Origin of the sequence: Mobiluncus mulieris ATCC 35243 (genome assembly GCF_000160615.1) — a bacterium.
In the GTDB taxonomy this organism is placed as follows: Bacteria; Actinomycetota; Actinomycetes; order Actinomycetales; family Actinomycetaceae; genus Mobiluncus; species Mobiluncus mulieris.
Window position 1 is genome coordinate 257,972 of record NZ_GG668518.1, and the last position, 19,657, is coordinate 277,628.

The following is a 19,657-nucleotide window of genomic DNA, read 5'->3' on the forward strand; positions in this document are numbered from 1 at the left end:
CCCGGGACACGCGCTAGCACCTCGTGAAAACGGAATACACTAAGAAGCAACCACCAAACCGAAGGGAACCGCCATGTCAGTGGAAGTCAATAATGAAACCGAGTGGGACTTGGATGCCACCGAGTTCGTGGCGTTGATATCGTTTTGTCTCGAGCAACTCTACGTGTCGCCCGCCGCCGAAGTGAACCTGATGATGGTGGATATGGCGACCATGACTGACCTGCATATTCGCTGGATGGATTTGCCTGGACCCACTGATGTGTTGTCTTTCCCGATGGACGAGTTGACCCCCGGTCAGGAAGGCCAGCCCTCCGCTGGCGGGATGCTCGGTGATATCGTGCTGTGTCCGGATGTGGCCGCCGAGCAGGCGCGCGACGCGGGGCACTCTGCGGTAGAGGAAATGTTGCTGTTGACGGTGCATGGCCTGCTGCATCTGCTGGGATTCGACCATGTCACCGAGGAGGAAGAAAAAACCATGTTCACCTTGCAGCGGCGCCTGTTGCTCAGTTTCCTCGCGCAAAGGTAGGGTGTGGCGTGTCAGGTTTCACGGTGGCGGGTCGACGTGCGGGGATGTCCCCGGCGGGTCGGCGTGCGGGGATGGTCGCGTTTGGGGGCGGTTGCGTCGGCGGTATCGGTTTCATGAGGTGCCATCCCGGAACCGAAGGGTAAACCTATGATTTTTTCTTCCCTGGCGTATGCGATTCTGGGACTGGTGTCGGCTCTGTCCTTCCTGGTCACAGTGCCCCTGTCCCTGGGTGAGGGAGCGATGACTCGCCTGACCCAGGCCAGTGCCAAAGACCTCGAGGAGGCCGGTGCGAAACACGCCGCCGCGATTCATCATCTGGCCGAACACCGCCGGGAAGTCTTGGCCTATATTCGTTCTACTCGTTCGGTGACTGTCGCGGCCGCCCTGGGGTCGGCTGCCCTGTTGGCTTCGCAAATTCCTTGGTTGTGGTGGGCAGTGGCTCTGGCCTTGACGGCGGCCGGGGGCTTGGCTTTGATGCTGTTGACCCTGCCGGCGAACTGGATGGGGCGGCGCTATCCCGAAACCACGATTCGCTACCTGGCGGGCTTTATTACCCGGGTGTGGCGGTTGGGTAAACCGATAGGGCGAATGTGGAAGGCCGCGCGCGGGCCAGCCGCCCAAACCGACCAGGAAGCCCGCGACGAGGTCGCCAATGATTTGCGAGAAATGGTGGATCAAATGGGCGAACCGGACACGATAGAGGCCGCCGATAGGGAAATGATCTGGTCGGTGTTTGAAATGGGACGTACTTTAGTGCGCGAGGTGATGGTGCCCCGCGTGGATATGGTGACTATCGGGTCGGATGAATCCCTGGATAACGCCCTGACTCTGTTTGTGCGCTCTGGGTTTTCCCGGATTCCGGTGGTGGGCGAGGATTCCGATGATGTGCGCGGGATTCTGTATCTGAAGGATGTCTTGCGCCGGATTCACGAGGATGAAACCGGGGCATCGCGCCTCATGACCGCAGAACAAGCCCAACGCGAGGCACAGTTTATCCCCGAAACGAACCTGGTGGACGATACCCTGCGCGAGATGCAGGCTGGAGCGTATCACATCGCGATTCTGGTCGATGAATACGGAGTGATTGCCGGGCTGGTGACGCTCGAAGACCTGGTGGAAGAGGTTATCGGCGAGGTAGCCGACGAACACGATCACGACGAACGAGAGCCTGAGGCGCAGCCAGACGGGTCGTGGGTGGTGGCGGCGCGGCTGCCGTTGGTGGATTTGAATGACCTGTTGGGAACCGAAATCGAGGATGAGGACGTGGATACGGTGGGCGGCTTGCTGACCAAGGCGGTGGGAATGGTGCCGCTGGTGGGGGCGGAAGCTGAGATTGCCGGCCTGCGTTTGCGTGCGGTAGAGGCGGGGGGCAGGCGCCGTCAGGTTTCCGTCGTTCAGGTGTGGGTGCTTTAGTTGTGTGTCTATATTCGGGTAAACCGCTAAGCTAAAGGGATGCAAGATACGGGACTGTTAACCGAGTGGCCCGAGGATTTCCGCGCCGGTTTCGTCGCGGTGCTGGGGCGGCCAAACGTAGGCAAATCCACGCTGATAAACGAAATGGTGGGGCGGAAAATCGCGATTACTTCCGCGCGACCGGAAACCACGCGCCACGTGTCGCGTGGCATCGTGCATCGCCCGGGTTTTCAACTGGTTTTGGTGGATACTCCAGGAATTCACCGCCCGCGCACGCTGTTGGGGCAGCGCCTCAACGACCGGGTCGAGGAAGCCCAGGCGGATGTGGATTTGCTGGTATTCTGTGTTCCCGCCGACCAAGAGATAGGCCCGGGTGACCGACGAATCGTGGAAAAACAACTGCGAGCCAACCGGATTCCTGCCCTGGCAGTGGTTACCAAAACCGATGTGGCCACCCCCAATCAGATTGCCGCGCAGCTGCTGGCGTTAAACGAACTCTATGATTTCCGCGAGATTGTCCCAGTTTCGGCGGTGCAAGGCAAACAGGTGGAACTGTTGATTGACCTGCTGGGAGGGCTGATGCCGCTGTCCGCGCCGTTGTACCCGGCCGGGCAAGACAGTGACGAAGACGACGAGGTTATGATTGCGGAGCTAATCCGCGAGGCCGCCTTGGAGGGACTGGGACAAGAGCTGCCACATTCCCTGGCGGTACAAGTCGAGGAAATTATTCGTGATAAGACCTGGCGAATCGTGGTTAATCTCTTCGTTGAGAGAGACTCTCAAAAGTCAATTATTATTGGGCGTAAAGGGGGGCGTCTGAAGGAAATCGGAATGCGAGCCCGGCCGCAAATAGAGGCTTTGTTAAACCGCCATGTATATCTAGATTTACATGTGCGAACCGCCAAGGACTGGCAGAAAGACCCTAAAATGCTGAATCGACTGGGTTTTTAACTGGCGGTATTTAGGATAACTGTTGGTTGATTTATGGCAATTTATTTACTGATTTAGGGCTTTAAAATGCTACTGCCAAGCCCTTGGGGGAGGTATGCTTAACGGGATGTACCGGTTCTATCAAAGGGAGTTGAAACGTTGAAACAGCGTAGGTTATCAGGGGTAGGCCTGAAAATCGGCATAATGTCGGTGGTAAGCCTGATTCTTTTGTTGGTAATGCTAGTGGCCATGCTTTTGTCTGTGGGCAAGCTTATCGGGATGGGGAATGAACAACTGTTAGAAACCGGTCAACGGAGACTGGTTCACGAAACCCGGGTGGCCTGGCTGGATACCATGATTGATGCTACTATGATTGGGAGCAGCAGCACGGATAAATCCATTGAATCTGCTGCCCAGAACCTGGATTTAGTGGCGGCCGGTATGGAAAAACTCAAGACCGAGAAGCTGCCGGTGAAAATAGTTAATCCCGGGGATGGCCAAACCTATAACATTGCGGATCTCTTCACTCGTTTGGAAGCGTCCTATACCGATTTCCGCACCAAGTTTGATGCCTTCAAGAGCCAATATCCCTCGGCTGGGGAAAGCGAAAAGGCTAACTTGATTAAGGACTTCGCACAATTCGTGGCGCAGCGCAGCGGGGAAGCAGACGGCACCTTCCTGAACACGGCTCGCGCCATGCTGGACGGATACACGGTAGCAGCCAAAGCCGGTAGCCAGGCCACCGCGGATGCTAATCGCACCACCATTATTGTTGGCATCGTTATTTTGGTGGTAACTGGGGTAATTGTTTTGTCCCTGCCGTTGCCACTGGGTCGACCCGTAGAACGCGGTATCCGCGCCTTGCAATGGAATATCCGCCACTATGGCCGTAATGATTTCACAGATACCTTCGGGCCGCGTTCCAATGATGAAATTGGGGATATGTCGCGCAACATCGAAACCGTTTTGGTACAGGTTTCCAAGTCTATGGGTGAAACCCGCGATAACCTGCAAAGCACCTTGGATGCCATGGATGAAGTCCTCGAACACGCTAAAACCGGCTCCGAACAAATCGACAAGAGCCTGGACTTCATCAATAACGGTGCCGCTGCCGCCGAACAAGTGTCTTCCAATATTTCTACTGTTGCCGCTGGGGCCGAGGAAATGGGCGCTTCCATCCGCGAGATTTCCTCTAATGCCAACGAAGCCGCCAAGATAGCGGCCGAAGCCACCGAAGTTGCCCAGCGCACCAACGAAACCGTGGCGAAACTGGGGGTTTCCTCGCAAGAAATCGGGGAAGTCATCGAGACCATTACCGCTGTGGCCGAGCAAACCAACCTGCTGGCACTAAACGCCACCATCGAAGCCGCGCGCGCCGGGGAAGCCGGTAAAGGCTTCGCCGTGGTGGCCTCGGAAGTGAAAGACCTCGCGGCCGAAACCTCTGCCGCCACCCAAGACGTGGCTGCGCGTATCGAACAGATTCAAAAAGACACAGATTCGGCGGTCGCAGCCATTGAGGAGATTTCGGGGATTATTGCTTCGATTAATGATTATCAAACGACGATTGCGGCGGCGGTAGAGGAACAGACCGCCACCACCGCCGAGATGGCGCGATCCGTCCAGGAAGCCTCGGATTCTTCGGTTACCATCGCGGAAAATGTCGCGGATATCGCACGCAACACCCAAGGCCTGGCGGATATCTATTCCCAAGGCAACCAAGTCGTTTCGGGAATGCGCGAAGAAACCACCCAGATTCTCGAGTATTTTGCGGATTTGAAACTAAGACAGGTGACCGCGAGTGAAGGGGGCGCGAACAATGAGTGAAAACCAGGTTGCAACGCTAGAAAACGACACCATTGAAATGGCACCTCGTGAAACCGAAGCCACCCCAACCAACGCGCGCAAAGGCGGAAAACGCGCCAAAGGGCAACCCCTAGAGGTCGACACCTATGCCAAAGCCCGTCCCCCGTTTATCCTGCAGATAGCCTATATCGGCATCGCCGCCCTGGCCTGTATGCTGATTATGCTGGTGCAGTTCGTGATTGGCATCCAGGTGTACAACACCAAACAGGGCGCCTACGAGGTGGCACGGGAACGTACCAACGATGCCTGGGTGCTGCGCTACGAAATCAACTATCTGACCGAGCTGCAGAGTCGTTTGGCCTCTGAAATCTTCAATGGCAGCGGAAACGCTGTTGCCACTCTCTCCGAGATCGGCTCCACCTTCAACCAGGTCAACACCCAGATTGCCCTGTTGGACAAGATTGACGACCCGCAACTGGTGGCACTGGCCAAAGACCTCAAGGGCAAAGCCACTGATTTGGTGGGCGAGATTAACCAAACCCAACAGGTAACCCAGTCTCGTGACCGGGCGAAAGCCGCCGCGCAGTTCGAGAAGCTGTTCGCCAGCTTCAAAGACTTCGACGCGACCAACGACCAGTTCCGTGATTTGCAACGCCAAGAGCTGAAGACTGACAGTGAACAAGCCGGTGCGGTGCTGCCCTTCTTGCGGGTGCTGTGCATAGTCGAATTCCTGGTGGTGCTGGGGATTGTCGCCTTTATCACCTACCAGCTGACCTCTAAGATTCGTCGGCGGGTAAACTCCATCACCTATGCTATGAGCGAACTGGCACAGGGCAACACCACGGCACGAGCCGAGGTGACCTCGCGCGACGAATTCGGCCAGTTGGCGACCTCTTTGAACCACGCCCAAGAAACCAGTCAAGCCAATTTCCAAAAGATTGGCGGCGGGGCGGATTCCCTCGACAGTAACATCACTACGGTAGTCGGCGCGATTCACGCGGCTATGGACAATATCAACGAGCTGGTTGCGCAAACCGAGGTGGTTTCCGGGGCGGCTGGGGACGTATCCCAGTCTATCCAGACCGTGGCGGCCGGAGCCGAAGAAATGGGGGCATCCATCCGCGAGATTTCCTCTAACGCCAACGAGGCTTCGCGTGTGGCCAATGAGGCCACCGAAACCGCCGCGCGCACCAAGGAAACCGTGGCGGCCTTGGCGGTGTCCTCTAAAGAAATCGGAGAGGTCGTCAAGACCATTACCGGGATTTCCGAGCAAACCAACCTGTTGGCTCTAAACGCCACCATTGAGGCCGCCCGCGCTGGGGATGCCGGCAAGGGCTTCGCGGTGGTTGCCGGGGAAGTCAAAGACCTCGCCGGGGAAACCGGAAAAGCTACCGATGTGATTTCCACCAAGATAGCGGCGATTCAAGAAGACACTGCCGGGGCGGTGGCTGCGATTGAGCGCATCTCGGAAATCATCAATCAAATCAACGACTACCAGTCCACGATTGCGGCCGCCGTAGAGCAACAATCCGCGACCACCAGCGAAATGTCACATTCCGTGTCAGAGGCCGCGACGGGAGCCAGCTCCATTGCGGACACCACTGGGCAGTTCGTGGAAATGGCGGAAGGCGTGCGGCAAACCACGCAGGGAATCAACACTGCTACCGAAAAGATGCATAAACTTGGCACCGAGATGCGCCACAGTGTGAACCAGTTCAAATACTGATTCCCGGGTGAACCGGGGGAACCGGGTTGGATGGTGTCGGCCGGTTGACCCGGTTCGCTAAATATCTCGGTTCATGAGGTGCCTTTCGGAAACCAAGTGGTGTGGTCACCCCCCAGGGGTGACCACACCACTTTAAGCGCTGAATAACTTCCAGGCCGTCCCTAATCCCGGCAATCCCGGCAATCCCGGCAATCCCGGCTTACTTCCGGGCGGCCTCGAAGTCTCGCATCTGGGCGATGCGCCGAGCGTGGCGCGCTTCGCCGGAAAACTTCGTTTCCAAAAACACCTTGGTCAGCTCCTGCATTTCGGCTATGGAATGCTGGCGTGCCCCCAAGGAAATCACGTTCGCATCGTTGTGCAGCCGCGCCAAGCTGGCCACCTCTGGGTTCCACACCAAGGCGGCACGAATCCCGTCAACCAGGTTTGCCGCCATCTGTTCCCCGTTGCCTGAACCCCCAATCACAATCCCCAAGGAGCCTGGATCTTCCACGACGCCTTGGGCACAAGCGATACAAAACCCGGGATAGTCGTCTTCGCTGTCAAAGGTCAAAGCCCCGTGGTCGACAACCTCGTAGCCCTGGGATTTCAGCCACTTTACTAGTTCTTCTTTTTCCGCAAATCCGGCGTGATCTGTGCCGATATGTACGCGCATGTTCCTGTCTTTCTCTCGTGTCTCAACAGCCTCACTAAAGGTGTCTGTCCCCGTCAGGATAAGAAACACCCCGGATTTATCATAGTAACAGTGGTTCCGGGAGTGCATTATTTGTAAAAACCGACAGCTTCGGGCAATTATTAAGCAATACTCGGCGTATTGTTAGGAAAATGCCCGCAAAATTCGGTAAATTTCTCTTAGCTGCGTTTTTACGGGGAAAGGACCGTTTTCTATGAGCGAGGAATACACCCCTCAACTGTTGACCAGTGAAGATGTTTTCACGGTACAGTTTCCGGCAACGAAATTCCGGGATGGTTACGATCAAAACCAGATTGACGACTATCTTGATGAAGTCGTGCGGGTTCTTTCCTATTACGAGGCGTTGAGTGCCGCTCCCGAGGCCGAAGTGGATTTGACCTATATCACGGTGCGGGGCGTGGATGTGCGCGAGGTTGACTTTGACTATACCCGGATGCGGGTGGGTTATGACCAGGACGCGGTGGATGATTATCTGGATCAGGTCGCGGCCACGTTGGAAGCCTACGAAAATGCCTATGGAATTCCGCCGTCTGACCAGCGCTATCAGGTGCTACAGGTCGACGGTCCGGCTTTGGAAGCGGAGGCTGCCCAGCAGGCGGCGGCGGCTGGCGAGTTGCCCGCCGAGGTTTCCGCGCCGGTGGCTTTGGGTGACTCGGCGGCGGGCGGTGCCCCGGTGACGGCGGGGAATATGCTTTCATTAGGCGCTAGCGTGGGTGGCGCGGTTCCGTTGGATGCCGCCCCGAGCGCGGCGGATAAGGCGGCTTCATTAGGTGCCAGCGAAACGGCGCCTAATTCGCCAGGATACTCGTCTGTTTTAGGAACCCCGCCGGCGCGGCAACCTGGCGTTGGCGAATTTAATGAGGCTCCCCAGTACCCCGGGGACAGCCTGGACTGGATGCAAGCTCCGGGACAATCCCCGGCTTCCTCACCCCAAAATTATCCGGATTATCCGCCGCTCTATCCCCAGCCAGATGCGGATTCCACGACCTTCGGGGCATCCTCGGGATATGGCTTCTCGCCGGTAGCGCCGGGCGAATATGCCTCGGATTACAATGATGAGGAAGGCGAATACGCTGATTACAACGGAGGAAACCCGAATCAAGACGAGTCCGCTGCGATTCCAGCAGAAACTACGGCTCCGTCCGGGCAAGCGAACCAGGGCGGCGCGATTCCCGGATATGGTTTTCCGGCGGGCTCGCCAACCGAGTCGATGGCAGCGGATACGCCAGATGTTGATTTGACTGAAGATGACGGGGAAACCGAGGCGGAACTGCCTGGGGAAATCGGGTTAATCGAGACAGAAGAAGCGACCGGATTCGATGATTTCGGCGAAACGCCCGCAGCGGAAATGGCGCCTCATGAAGACGCCTTCCCTCCCCCCACCGACACCCCGACCCCCAACCCATACCCGATGGAATCCGGCGGCTACGGGAACGCTCCCGACCCGGGATTCGAAGCCTATGGGCAACCCGAAGCCTGGGGCAATGACGGCTCGGCTGCGGACACCACTCCCGGCGGGTATCCCGAGGTGCCCCGTGACCCGAACTTTGCCTACGGCTATGCCCAGCCGGGAGCGCCTGCCGGGGACTATGGATACCAAGAGCAAGACGGGGTTTACGCCGAAAATTCGGGCGAGACGAACTGGGAAGCAATGCCCCAGCCGGGGAACGATACCCCGATGCCCCAGGGCAATAACCCCTACGATGCCCCGGGTAGTGCCCAGTTTGAAGCGGCCGGTTATGGCGATGCTTACGCGAACGAAGCTGCAACCGGCTACGAGGCCAACTTCGGGGAAGACGGCTATACCGAGACCGAAATGGCGGCAGCGGGCGGGGAAACCAACGGCGAAACCTACAATCCGAGCGAAGCCGGTCAGTACCCGGAATACGCGGATTACCCCGAAACCCCGGGCACAAACCCGGATGTGTCCGAATTCGCGGTGGAAACCCCATTTGCTCCCACCGATATGTCGAATGGTTATCAACAATACGACGCGTATCCCGAACAAGTCAGCCCGGAAAATGGGGGAACCGGTGAATTCGCAGCGGGATTTGGTGGGGGCGAAGGCTACAGTGACGCGACTGGGTATAACGACGATAATGCTTACCCCACCGAAACGGCAGCGGGGATGGGCGACGCGGGCGGCGGCGATTTTGAGGCGACTGGATACCCCGAAACTAACGCGGAATTCACGGAAGATACCGGCGGTTTCGCGACTCCTGGCTGGGGAACCGAGACTTATCCCGGGGTGGAACCCGATACGCTAGCTGCTGGCAGCGACGCTGTTGGCGGCGCGGATGGCTTGGATAGCCCGGCAGGGGGCACAACCCCAACAGCGGCGGTTCCCGCTACAACCCCAGCCTTCAATCTTCCCGGCGAGGCTCCGGCTGTTCCCCCCGTCGACACGCCGGTTGAGCCCATCCGCAATCCCTTTACCCCTGCCACAGGCAATGCGGCGGGGGCTGTGGAATCAAGCGGCATCGCGACGCCGCCCCACGAACCCTTGACGGAAGTAGTGACCCCGGATCTTCCCACCCCGGGAGTGGGCTTGGATTTGTCCAGCCTCAAAACCACTGATTCTAAGACCGAGCCGTATTCTGCGGGCGAAGCGCCATCCGGACAGGCACCTCATGAACCCGGCGAAACCAACGCGACCGGCAAATTTAGCGCCGCAGCGCTCGAAGCCCTCGACCAGGCCAGAAACGACCCTGACCTCGGCAAAGCCAGTTTGACCAACTCGGTGGCGGCCGCAAATCAAGTCGCCAGCACCGCGAGCCCCAACCACAAACGCTTCGCCGAGGTAACCAGTCGTGCCACCGAAACCGCTGCGGAAACTGCCACTGTAGAAAACGGAAGACCAGACGCAACGCAGCCCCCCAAGAATCTCGCGCGCAACAGGGGGGACAAGCCCGGCGGGGGCGACACCGTGACAACAGCATACCCGGCGGGACTGGCTGGCATTCCCGGACTAGAACCGCTTAATCCCGCCGAATTACTGACCCCGGCCACCGGGATTGAGACGGTGACTGGACCCACCTTTACCGAGGTGCCCATTGACCACGAGGCCGCATCGCGTTTAGCGGAAACCACAGATATCGACACGGCGGATGAAACCGCGTCGACACCTCGTGAAACTGAGGAGCCCTCCACCCCCAAAGAGATTCCCGAACCCATCCCCGAAGAGACCGAAACATCCACGTTTTCCGGCACTAAGCTGCCGGAAAACGCCAACCCCCGACCCCTGCTGCAAGGCGAAGAACCCTTCGGAGAGGTCACCGAGGAAGGCCGATTCGTGCCGCACTTCCTGGCGGGATACCGTACGAATCTGGACACATTTACTTCCGCGTACGGCTCGCTGGAAGAACACTCGCAGCCGCACGCCAAGAAACCCGAGTCCATCGCGAAACTGGAGGCCGAACAACCCCGGAAGTCAATTACCACCGCGTATTTGGTTACCGTCACGACATCCCGGCCGCTAGGTTCTGACGACGCGGTGTTTGTTCGGTTCCCCGATGGACGCGAGCTCCCGGTAACATCGGCGTATTCTGATTTCAACGGGGTACATTTGAATATCCCGCGTCTGTGAGGTCACCACCGATTATGGGTCGACATCAATCCTGGCAGCCTTCTGAACTGGGGCAGGCCGCGCGCGATGCTGCTTCCGGACAGATGAGTTCCTATCCCCGGCAGGCTGCGGGGCAGCAGCCCAGCCAGCTGGGGCAAATAGGCCAGGTTCCCCCCCAAACGGCAGTCGGCCAATACCCTCCCGGGGGTTCGACAGCGTCGAAGTACTCCCAATATCCCCAACACGCTGCGGCCTCGGCGCATAGTCAAATGTTTTGGTTGGTTATCGGTTTCGTGATGTCATTAGTTGCTGCCCTGATTTTAGCCGGAGTCATCTTGGCGTTCACCCACCTGAACGGTGGTAACACCTTGGCGGATACCCCGAAGGCGGCCAGCACGCAGCGAATGGCGCCTGGTGATTCCGTAGGCACCAAAACCGGAATCCCGTCCGGTTCAGATTCCCTGACTTCGACGCCATCCACGCATGCAACTCATGCAGCCAAAAAACCCCGCACCTGCGGAATCAACGGGGTGGGGGACGCGGCTCATCCGTGCCCCACCACCCCCGCGAACCTGCCGGAAGCCGGCGACCCGGAGGCCGGGCAGGCCACGTCGCCAGCCCCGGAAGGTAGCGCTGCGACAACCGGAACCGCCGCGTTACCGCCCGTGAAAGCCTGTGACGGAGCCACTGTGGTGGCACCTGGCAATGGCAGACTCAACGCCGCCCAGTTACGTCTTAGATTTGAAACCATCGCGTCCAACACCGGTGCGAAAATCGCCGTGGCCTGGTACGACCCCCAATACGGCTTGGTAACCGCCGGGGCGGAGGGCGGCTGGCCCGCCTGGTCTACTTCCAAAGTCCCGCTGGCCGTGGCGGTGAGCCAAGCCGGGAAAGCCGCCGAATTCAAAGACAGCATCCGCCAGGCTATAACCGTTTCAGACAATGACGCGGCTGACCGTTTGTGGCGCGGCGTGGCCGACACCGACGCGCAACGTGCCGAGGCTGTAACCAAGGTGATACGCCAGTCGGGGGATCGAAATACCGTGGTTCCCTCCACGCGCCGCGCGGCCGGATTCTCGATTTTCGGGCAAACCGAGTGGACCCCTTTGAACCAGGTGCGTTTCGCGGCTACTTTGCCGTGCCAGGCGCAAGCCGGTGGGGTAATAGAACAGATGCGCTACATTTCTCCCTCGCAGCGTTGGGGGATGGGGCGGCTGCCCGGGGCGACGTTTAAAGGCGGCTGGGGGCCAAGTGGGGGGATATACACTGTGCGCCAGTTCGGTTGGTATCAAGACCGCAGCGGCAATCGGGTTTTCATTGCGATGGCCGCGCAGGCCGGATCGATGGGGGCGGGGACAACGGTTCTGGACGAGTTAAGCCAGATTTTGCAGTAATTCGGTCGTTCGGCGTTTGGCTGTTTGGTGTTTGGTGTTCGGCGTTTGGCTGTTTGGTCGTTCGGCGTTTGGCTGTTTGGCTGTTTGGCGTTCGGCCACGGGGTGTTGTCGCGCCCGCCGTTACGCGCCGTTACTTCGTTGCGCCGTCACAGTCGGCTCCACAACCCCAAAGGCACCCACGCTGGGCATGCCGGAGTGGTGGACAGGGTCGCCATCGGGTCTATGGCCATATAAAACGCGAAATCCAGATACTTGTTGCCGTCAACTATAGCCAATTCCGCCACCCACAGTTTACGGTTTTCAATCTGGTCTACGATTTTCATCACCTCGGGGGTGAACTGGAACACCTCGTCGCTGATGGTGTAGAGCTCAAAGTTTCTCTTGTTGCGTCCCTCCGCCCCGGCGTCCATAAAGTCATGAACTTGCCAAAACTCCCCGAGCATCGTGTCCCAGTGTTTCTCACCTAACGGGGGGAATTGCCGCAGGGTCTCGCTGCGCTCTAGGCTGGCTTCCCGGAGGTCTTTTTCCATGCGGGTCAACAGTTCAAATTCGTCGCCTGCCATCGCGTCGAGCCAGGTCATAGCGGCGCGGCGCAAGCCCCGCACGGCGGCTTCGGGATTGGCTGGCCAGTCAAAGCTGCCGTCTGCACGTTGCCCGAAAGCAAGTTCGGGTGCGTCCGTAATCGTGGTATCCGCCGTGGGGGCGCGGCGCAAATCCGGGTTCTCTAGGTATTTCCACTCGTCTAGCAGCGAGGAATCCACTTCGCGAATCAGCTGCTGGAGCCACTCCATCACATCCAAGAAACGCGGCACCCGCAGCTGCTCGGGCACGATTTGGTTCAGAGTACGCCACGCGTCGGAAAGGTAACGCAGCAGCTGCCCTTCGGCATAAGCCGAAGCTAGCGAGGCAATATATGAAGAGAATGTCGCCCCGGTTTCTATCATGTCGCGCAGCACCGATTTAGCCCGGGGCTGAAAGTATTTTGCCCAGGGGTTTTCCTCGCAATACACCTCGAAGGTGGCATTCAGTTGGTCTTCAAGCGGGCGCGGGTAGGTGATTTTCTCCAGGGCAGCCTGGCGTTGTTCATAGTCGGCTCCGGCGGCTTTCAGTTCGGCGAACACGCGGTCTTTTTCGCTGCGTTCCTGGGCGCGCAGCAGAGCCGGCGGGTCGTCAAGCACCGCTTCGATTACCGAGATTACGTCCAAGACCTCGTTAAACAGCACCGATACGGGGAAGTGTTCCTCTTCTTCTGGTTCGGGTTCATTAGGTGATGGCCGCAAATCCGGTTTTTCGAAACAGTGGAAGCTGTGCAAAAAATCCAGGGCAAAAGGCGCGAGAGATTGATTCAGAGCAAAGTTCTCGGGTAAATCCCCTACCAGTTCGTAGCCGGTGGGAGTGCCTAGTTTGAGTACTCCCGAGAGTACCAGGGAATCCAGGATTTCGTTCAGGGTTTGGGTCAGACGTTGCGCAGCGGTGGCACCGAAACGCAGCACATTGTGGTTGTCTTTTGCGAGTGCGGCGAGGTTTTTTTCTTGATCCCCGGGGCGTTGCAGGGTAGACAGCACCATAGCATGTGTAATTTGCCACCGGGGCGAGAGCGCCCCGGGTTCACTGTCTACCAGGCGTTTAAAAGTGCCTTCACTCCAGGTGGCGCGCCCCTCGGGGGCTTGCTTCTTTTTCACCCGCGCCTGGCGTTTCGGGTCATCCCCCGCCTTGGCCAAGGCCACCGCGTTTTCAACTTCCCATTCGGGAGCAAGGACAAACACGTACCCCGCCGTGTCGAAACCGGCGCGCCCGGCGCGCCCCGCCACCTGGTGGAATTCCCGGGCGTTCAAGTGTCGTTCTTTGGCGCCGTCGAATTTCACCAGGCTGGTCATAACCACCGTGCGAATCGGCACATTGATGCCTACGCCCAGGGTGTCAGTGCCACTAATGAGCTTTAGTAAACCCAATCCAGCTAGACGTTCCACTAACCGGCGGTAACGCGGCAGCATTCCGGCGTGGTGAATCCCGATACCTTTAAGCAACAGGGGGCGCAAGGTCTTACCGAAAGCCGAGTTGAACCCTACGGTTTTGATTTCAGTTTTCAAGCGCTGTATCTGGGTTGCATCCAATCCCAAATCCAGGTCGAGCGCCGCCAAGCGGCTGGCTTCTTCGACGGCCGCGCGTTGCGAGGGATGCACTAGATAAGCGGGGAGCTGATTGTGATGTGCCAGTTCCACCAGCAGTTTTTCAATCAGCTCGACGCGGTATTCCATTTCGAGGGGCACGGGGCGTTTCGCGGAATCCAAAACCGCCACTTCGCGTCCGGTGCGTTGCTGCAAGTCGGACTGGAGAAAAGTGGTATCACCCAGGGTGGCACTCATGAGAATGAAACGCGTGTTGGGCAGCAGCAACAGGGGAGCTTGCCACGCCCAGCCGCGCTCGGCATCCCCGTAGTAGTGAAATTCGTCCATTACTACGGTGTCCACGTCCAGCGTGTCACCCCACCGCAGGGCAAGGTTGGCCAGGATTTCGGCGGTGGCACAGATAATTGGCGCTGCGGCGTTTACCGAGCCATCCCCAGTAATCATCCCCACATTCGCGGCACCAAACAAATCCACCAGGTCAAAGAATTTCTCGGAAACCAGAGCCTTCAGCGGCGCCGTGTAGTAGGCCACGCCGCCGCGCGCCAAGGCCCACAAGATACCCGCCACCCCAATCAGGGATTTGCCTGAACCCGTAGGGGTGGGGGCAATTAAATGGCGGTCTTCAAGGATAATGTGTTCGGCGGCCTCCAGCTGGTGGGGGTACAGGGGTCTCCCGGTGCTTTCCGCCCAGGCTTCGAAACCAGAGAGCACCTCGAGGGAGTCGCCGAGTTTCCCCGCGTCTTCCAACCGGTCAAGCAGCGCATTCAAGGATTCAGACATGTCTCCAGTTTAGCGAAACCGCCACCCCCAAAAATCGGTTAACTCGAAGGCTGCTGGCCGGGCATCCCCCTAGGCGACAATTCCGGGGGAAACGCCCTATCTGCGTACCGGATTCGTCAAAGTGCCGATACCCTCCACCTCGCAGGTCATGGTCTGGCCATCTTCCAAAGTCCCCGACCCGGCGGGGGTGCCAGTCAAAATCACGTCCCCGGGCAGCAGGGTAGTAACCCGGGAAATATAGGCCACCAATTTGGCAACCGAATGAATCATATTCGCGCTGGTGTCGTCTTGGCGCAATTCGCTATCCACCCAGGAGCGAATCCGCAGGTTTTGTGGATCCAAATCCGGGTCGACCACAATCCACGGCCCAATCGGGCAGGCTGTGTCGAAACTCTTGCCTCGCATCCAGGTCTTGTCCACGGCCATCGCGTCGCGCGCCGTCAAATCGTTAACGACAGTGTAGCCAAAGACATAGTCCTTCCAGTGTGCCGGGTCGATATCCTTGGCAGGATGTTTAATCACCACCCCAATCTCGGCTTCGTGCACGATTTCCTTCGCCCATTTCGGCAGCATAATCGGGGCGCCCGGCCCAATCACCGTGGTATTGGGTTTCAAGAACAGGATTGGGTCACTCTCGGGGGGAGTATGTTCCGCGCCGGGAGCATAGAAGTTCGCCCCGACTCCTACCAGTTTCGAGGCTGGTATCACCGGTGCCACCAGTCGCACGTCTTCTAGCTGCAGAATCTGGCCGGTGGCATTAATCTTGCCTGGGGAATACAGCGGATTTTCTGCCAGCACCATCACGCGCGTCGAATCGTCCTCCAGTACGCCGAATCCGTAAGTACCATCGCCTTTGTCAAACCGTATTACTCGCATATTAAAAGTCTAACGCTTCGGTTGTGAAATCGCCTGGGGAATTCGGCGGCCAATTCATGAGGGGCAAGCCGAAAATCCCGGCAAAATGCCGAAAATCCCGGCTCGCCCCTCATGAATCAGAAGCACCAGAAAACTACCGCAAGTCAGCAAAGAACTTGTCCCACGGCATCTTTAGCGGCGCGTCCTCTTCTACCACCGAATACAAAAAGCGACACAGGGGGAAGTCGGATTCCTGGATGACCCCTCGTGAAGTCAAAGCACGCAAGGCCTTGCCGATAACTGAAATCGCGGCGACGCCCTCCAAGGTCACCCCCTTCATGTGTACACTACGTACCTGCGAAAAAGGAATCCCCTGGCCGACGAAAGTTCCGGCTTTTACGTTGCGTCCGCCCATCGAGGTGACGAACATGTCGCCCACCCCACCCAGACCATCCGCAGTTTCGGGGATGCCCCCCATGAAAGTCACGAATTGGCGCACTTCCTTTTGGCCCTGAGCGAAAATCGCGGAACCATAGTTATACATGACGTAGCGGTCGTTTTCCTTGCCCTGGGCTTTCAACAGTCCGGCCGCGAATCCGGCCGCGAAAGCGTAGATATTCTTGGTGGCCGCCCCGGTTTCGTGACCCACGAAATCCAGGGATGTCCACACGTGATAGTAATCGGTGCGGAACAAGTCGGCCAGGTATTCCAAGTCGTCTTTGTTGTGCCCACAGAACACCACGGCGGTGTCGTGGTGTACCGCGACTTCCCCGGCGATAGACGGGCCAACCACCGCATTCCACGAAACCTGTTCCACCAGCTCCTTGGGCAGCGCGTTTTGGATAATTTCTGGCAACAGATGCAGGGTGCCATCCGCATCGGCACGCATCCCCTTGGTGATGCACAACAATTTCTGTCCCGGTCGCAACAGGGTTTTGAACTGTTCGGCAATCCACTCGATACCAAAAGAATTCACCCCACACATCACCACGTCGGCTCCCGCAAAGGCTGTTGGCGCATCTTCTAGCTGATAGGCGCTGACCCCGGGATTGACTTTCAATCCCAGATGGGGATGAACCCCGGTTTTCTGGATGGAATCAATGATTTCGCGATCCAAATGCGTGCCCACCAGGCGCACTTCGTGGCCATTCTCGCTCATAGGGAAAGACAGGGCGGTGGCCATGATACCGCTGCCTAAAACTGCCATTATTGCCATTTATTTATCTTTCTGTCGGGCGGCTGGCGCCGCAGTTTATTGATTGCTATGTTGTTTTCAGTTGGGGTCGGGCTAGTTTTCGGGTTGACCGTAAACATTTTGGTACCGTTGCCACAGGGCATCCACGGCCGCAGGGTCGATGGGGCGCGGGGTTCCCAATGATTTCGCGAATGTCACGGTTTTCGCGATTTCTTCCACCATCACCGCTGCTTTCACCGCCGCTTTCGCATCTTTACCCACGGTGAACGGTCCGTGATTGCCCATCAGCACCGCTGGGGAGCGTGATTCCCGCAGGGTTTCCACGATACCCCGGCCGATGGAATCATCACCGATGATAGCGAAGGGTCCGACGGGAATCTCCCCGCCGAACTCGTCGGCAATCATCGTCAACACGCAGGGAATCGGCTGGTAGATGGCCGCGAAGGCCGTGGCATAGGGAGAATGCGTGTGCACCACCCCGCCGACCTGGGGCAGATGCCGATACACATAGGCGTGAGCCGCCGTGTCCGAGGAAGGCCGGAGTGTCTCAGCGGTGCCATCTGCGATTTTGTTCCCCTCAAGGTCGCACACCACCATATTGTCGGCCGCTAGTTCGTCATAGCGCACCCCGGAAGGTTTAATCACGAACAGTTCGGTGCCGGCAACCCGCTGGGACACGTTTCCAGCCGTCCACACCACCAGGTTATTGGCGGGCAGCTCGGCGTGCCATCGGGCCACGGTTTCCCGGGTTTTCGCCACGGCGGCTTGGGTGGTTGCGTCCAGTTCCCTTAGGGATATTTTCGGGTTCACGAGTTGCCAGCCTTTTGCTGGGCTTGAAATGCTTTCAGTCGCGGCATAATTTCGGATTCCCCGCGACCGAAATGGTCATGTAATTCTTGATAGAACCCAAAGAGCACATCGTAAAGGCGGGCGGCCTCTAGATTCGGGGTGTAAGCATGATGCTGTACCTGTGCCATCGCGGCGGCGGCTTCCTTGGCGGTGGGATAAATCCCGGCCGCGACCGCCGCAAATACCGCAGCCCCAAGCGCTCCGGTTTGCGGCGCCAAGGAAATCGTGATGGGTTTGCGGGTAATATCGGCCAGCATCTGCATGTACATCTGGTTTTTCAACAGTCCCCCGGCGGCGACGATTTCATCGACCGCAACCCCGTGTTTCTCGAGGTTCTCAATAATCACCCGTGCCCCGAAACAGGTGGATTCCAACAGGGCACGGTAAATATCTTCGGCCTTGGTGGTTAAGGTCAGCCCCAGAATCATGCCTGACAGGCGTGAATCGGCTAGAATCGAACGGTTACCGTTGTGCCAGTCCAAGGCAATCAGCCCGTGGGCACCAATCGTTTGCTTGGCTGCGAGTTCTTCGAGAATCTCGTGCACGGTTTTCCCGGCTGTTTCGGCCATTTTTTCGTACTTAGAGGGCACACAGTTGTCCAGGAACCAGGCGAAAATATCGCCTACGGCGGTTTGCCCGCTTTCGTATCCCCAAGCTCCGTCAACCCCGCCACCCCAGACTACGCCGAAGGTTCCTGGCACCTCATGCAGCTCCGGGGAATTTACCACGTAGCAGTTAGAAGTACCCATAATCGCGGTCAGCTGGCCGGGGTTAACCGCATTAGCCCCGGCGACCACCACGTGAGCGTCGATATTCCCCGAGGCCACCGCGATTCCCTCGGGCAGACCCAACAGGGCGGCGGCGGTGCTGGTGAGTCCCCCCACTTTCGCCCCCAAGGGCAGAATCGGGGCATCCATCTTGTCTTGGAACATGGTACCGAAACCGGGAGAGACCGCCTCTAGATATTCCGGCGAGGGATAAGACCCGTCTTGGTAGTTGCGTTTATAACCGGAGTCCCCGGCTGCAAAAGTCAGCCGCCCCGTCAGTTTCCAAGTCAACCAGTCCAACAGATTCACAAAGTAATCCGCTGCGTCATATACCTCACGGGCTTTTTCAAAGGTTTCCAGTACTTTGGGTAGCGTCAATTCCGAAGACATCACTCCGCCGTAGCGACTGAGCCATTCTTCACCGCGTTCTTTGGCGGCCGCCACCAGACGATCAGCCTGGTCTTGTGCCCCGTGGTGTTTCCACAGTTTTACCCAGGCGTGGGGGTTATTCACGAATTGGGGTTTTTGGCACAGCGGCACCGCGTGTTTATCAGTGGCTAACACCGTGGCCGAGGTGCAATCCACCCCAATTCCCACCACATCATAGGGGTCGATTCCGGCATCCTTGATGGCTTCCGGAACTGCCTGGCGCAACACCAGGATATAGTCGGCAGGGTTTTGCAAAGCGAATTCAGGGGGGAGGACTTGGTTATCGGCGCTGGTCAGCCGTTCGTCCATCACTCCGTAGGGATAATCAACCACGGCGGTGCCAACCATAGCACCAGTGTCGGCTCGCACCACCACGGCTCGCCCCGATAGGGTGCCGAAATCGATTCCAACCAGGTATTTTGTTTCCGTCATTTCGCAATCCTTAATAATTCTATGTCCCGCTGGTGTTCTTTCACGGCGGGAGGCTGTTCCTTCCTGATGTTTGCGGGGTCGACCAACCTTGGCCAACCGCCGCTTCACCTTTGATTTTAGAGGAATAAAACGGGAAAATCCCGGTTATGAAAACGTTTGCATAAATGGCGGGG

General features: G+C 58.0%; 14 protein-coding genes. 8 read left to right on the forward strand and 6 right to left on the reverse strand.

Going from position 1 to position 19,657, the window contains the following annotated elements:
• The first annotated feature begins 73 nt into the window (after window positions 1-73).
• From ybeY to HMPREF0577_RS01025, 6 genes are all read left to right on the forward strand, one after another.
• Window positions 74-526, forward strand: a complete 453-nt coding sequence (gene ybeY, locus HMPREF0577_RS01005; RefSeq protein WP_004011786.1) for an rRNA maturation RNase YbeY — start codon at window positions 74-76, stop codon at window positions 524-526.
• An 8-nt stretch (window positions 527-534) separates the two neighbouring features.
• Window positions 535-669: a hypothetical protein gene (locus HMPREF0577_RS11955; protein ID WP_256585288.1), complete on the forward strand. Its 135-nt coding sequence runs from the start codon at window positions 535-537 to the stop codon at window positions 667-669.
• A gap of 4 nt (window positions 670-673) precedes the next feature.
• Window positions 674-1,939: a hemolysin family protein gene (locus HMPREF0577_RS01010; RefSeq protein WP_004011787.1), complete on the forward strand. Its 1,266-nt coding sequence runs from the start codon at window positions 674-676 to the stop codon at window positions 1,937-1,939.
• A gap of 39 nt (window positions 1,940-1,978) precedes the next feature.
• Window positions 1,979-2,890 (forward strand): GTPase Era, encoded by a 912-nt coding sequence (gene era, locus HMPREF0577_RS01015; protein WP_004011788.1) that lies wholly within the window; start codon window positions 1,979-1,981, stop codon window positions 2,888-2,890.
• Between the two features lie 183 nt (window positions 2,891-3,073).
• Window positions 3,074-4,693 (forward strand): methyl-accepting chemotaxis protein, encoded by a 1,620-nt coding sequence (locus HMPREF0577_RS01020; RefSeq protein ID WP_004011789.1) that lies wholly within the window; start codon window positions 3,074-3,076, stop codon window positions 4,691-4,693.
• Complete coding sequence (locus HMPREF0577_RS01025; protein ID WP_004011790.1) at window positions 4,686-6,398, forward strand: methyl-accepting chemotaxis protein; 1,713 nt, start codon at window positions 4,686-4,688, stop codon at window positions 6,396-6,398. The genes HMPREF0577_RS01020 and HMPREF0577_RS01025 overlap by 8 nt, the downstream gene beginning before the upstream one ends.
• Before the next feature lie 199 nt (window positions 6,399-6,597).
• Here the strand turns inward: HMPREF0577_RS01025 and HMPREF0577_RS01030 are convergent, their stop codons facing one another.
• A complete protein-coding gene (locus tag HMPREF0577_RS01030) occupies window positions 6,598-7,158 on the reverse strand; it encodes a ribose-5-phosphate isomerase (RefSeq protein WP_004011792.1) in 561 nt (186 codons plus the stop codon).
• A gap of 124 nt (window positions 7,159-7,282) precedes the next feature.
• Between HMPREF0577_RS01030 and HMPREF0577_RS01035 the strand changes: the two genes are divergently transcribed.
• The gene (locus HMPREF0577_RS01035; RefSeq protein ID WP_004011793.1) at window positions 7,283-10,675 is read left to right on the forward strand and encodes a DivIVA domain-containing protein; all 3,393 of its coding nucleotides are present in this window, start codon (window positions 7,283-7,285) and stop codon (window positions 10,673-10,675) included.
• A gap of 14 nt (window positions 10,676-10,689) precedes the next feature.
• Window positions 10,690-12,048: a serine hydrolase gene (locus tag HMPREF0577_RS01040; RefSeq protein ID WP_004011794.1), complete on the forward strand. Its 1,359-nt coding sequence runs from the start codon at window positions 10,690-10,692 to the stop codon at window positions 12,046-12,048.
• 146 nt (window positions 12,049-12,194) lie between these two features.
• Here HMPREF0577_RS01040 and HMPREF0577_RS01045 read toward each other — a convergent pair whose 3' ends face one another.
• The 5 genes from HMPREF0577_RS01045 to HMPREF0577_RS01065 all read right to left on the reverse strand — a co-directional run bounded on the left by HMPREF0577_RS01045 (window position 12,195) and on the right by HMPREF0577_RS01065 (window position 19,484).
• Window positions 12,195-14,957, reverse strand: a complete 2,763-nt coding sequence (locus HMPREF0577_RS01045) for a DEAD/DEAH box helicase (protein WP_004011795.1) — start codon at window positions 14,955-14,957, stop codon at window positions 12,195-12,197.
• 96 nt (window positions 14,958-15,053) lie between these two features.
• A complete protein-coding gene (locus HMPREF0577_RS01050; protein WP_004011796.1) occupies window positions 15,054-15,833 on the reverse strand; it encodes a fumarylacetoacetate hydrolase family protein in 780 nt (259 codons plus the stop codon).
• A gap of 133 nt (window positions 15,834-15,966) precedes the next feature.
• A complete protein-coding gene (locus HMPREF0577_RS01055) occupies window positions 15,967-17,028 on the reverse strand; it encodes an NAD(P)H-dependent glycerol-3-phosphate dehydrogenase (protein WP_004011797.1) in 1,062 nt (353 codons plus the stop codon).
• A gap of 72 nt (window positions 17,029-17,100) precedes the next feature.
• Window positions 17,101-17,817: an L-ribulose-5-phosphate 4-epimerase gene (locus HMPREF0577_RS01060; protein ID WP_004011798.1), complete on the reverse strand. Its 717-nt coding sequence runs from the start codon at window positions 17,815-17,817 to the stop codon at window positions 17,101-17,103.
• Window positions 17,814-19,484, reverse strand: a complete 1,671-nt coding sequence (locus tag HMPREF0577_RS01065; RefSeq protein ID WP_004011799.1) for a ribulokinase — start codon at window positions 19,482-19,484, stop codon at window positions 17,814-17,816. Before HMPREF0577_RS01065 ends, HMPREF0577_RS01060 begins: the two co-directional genes overlap by 4 nt.
• Window positions 19,485-19,657 lie beyond the last annotated feature (173 nt).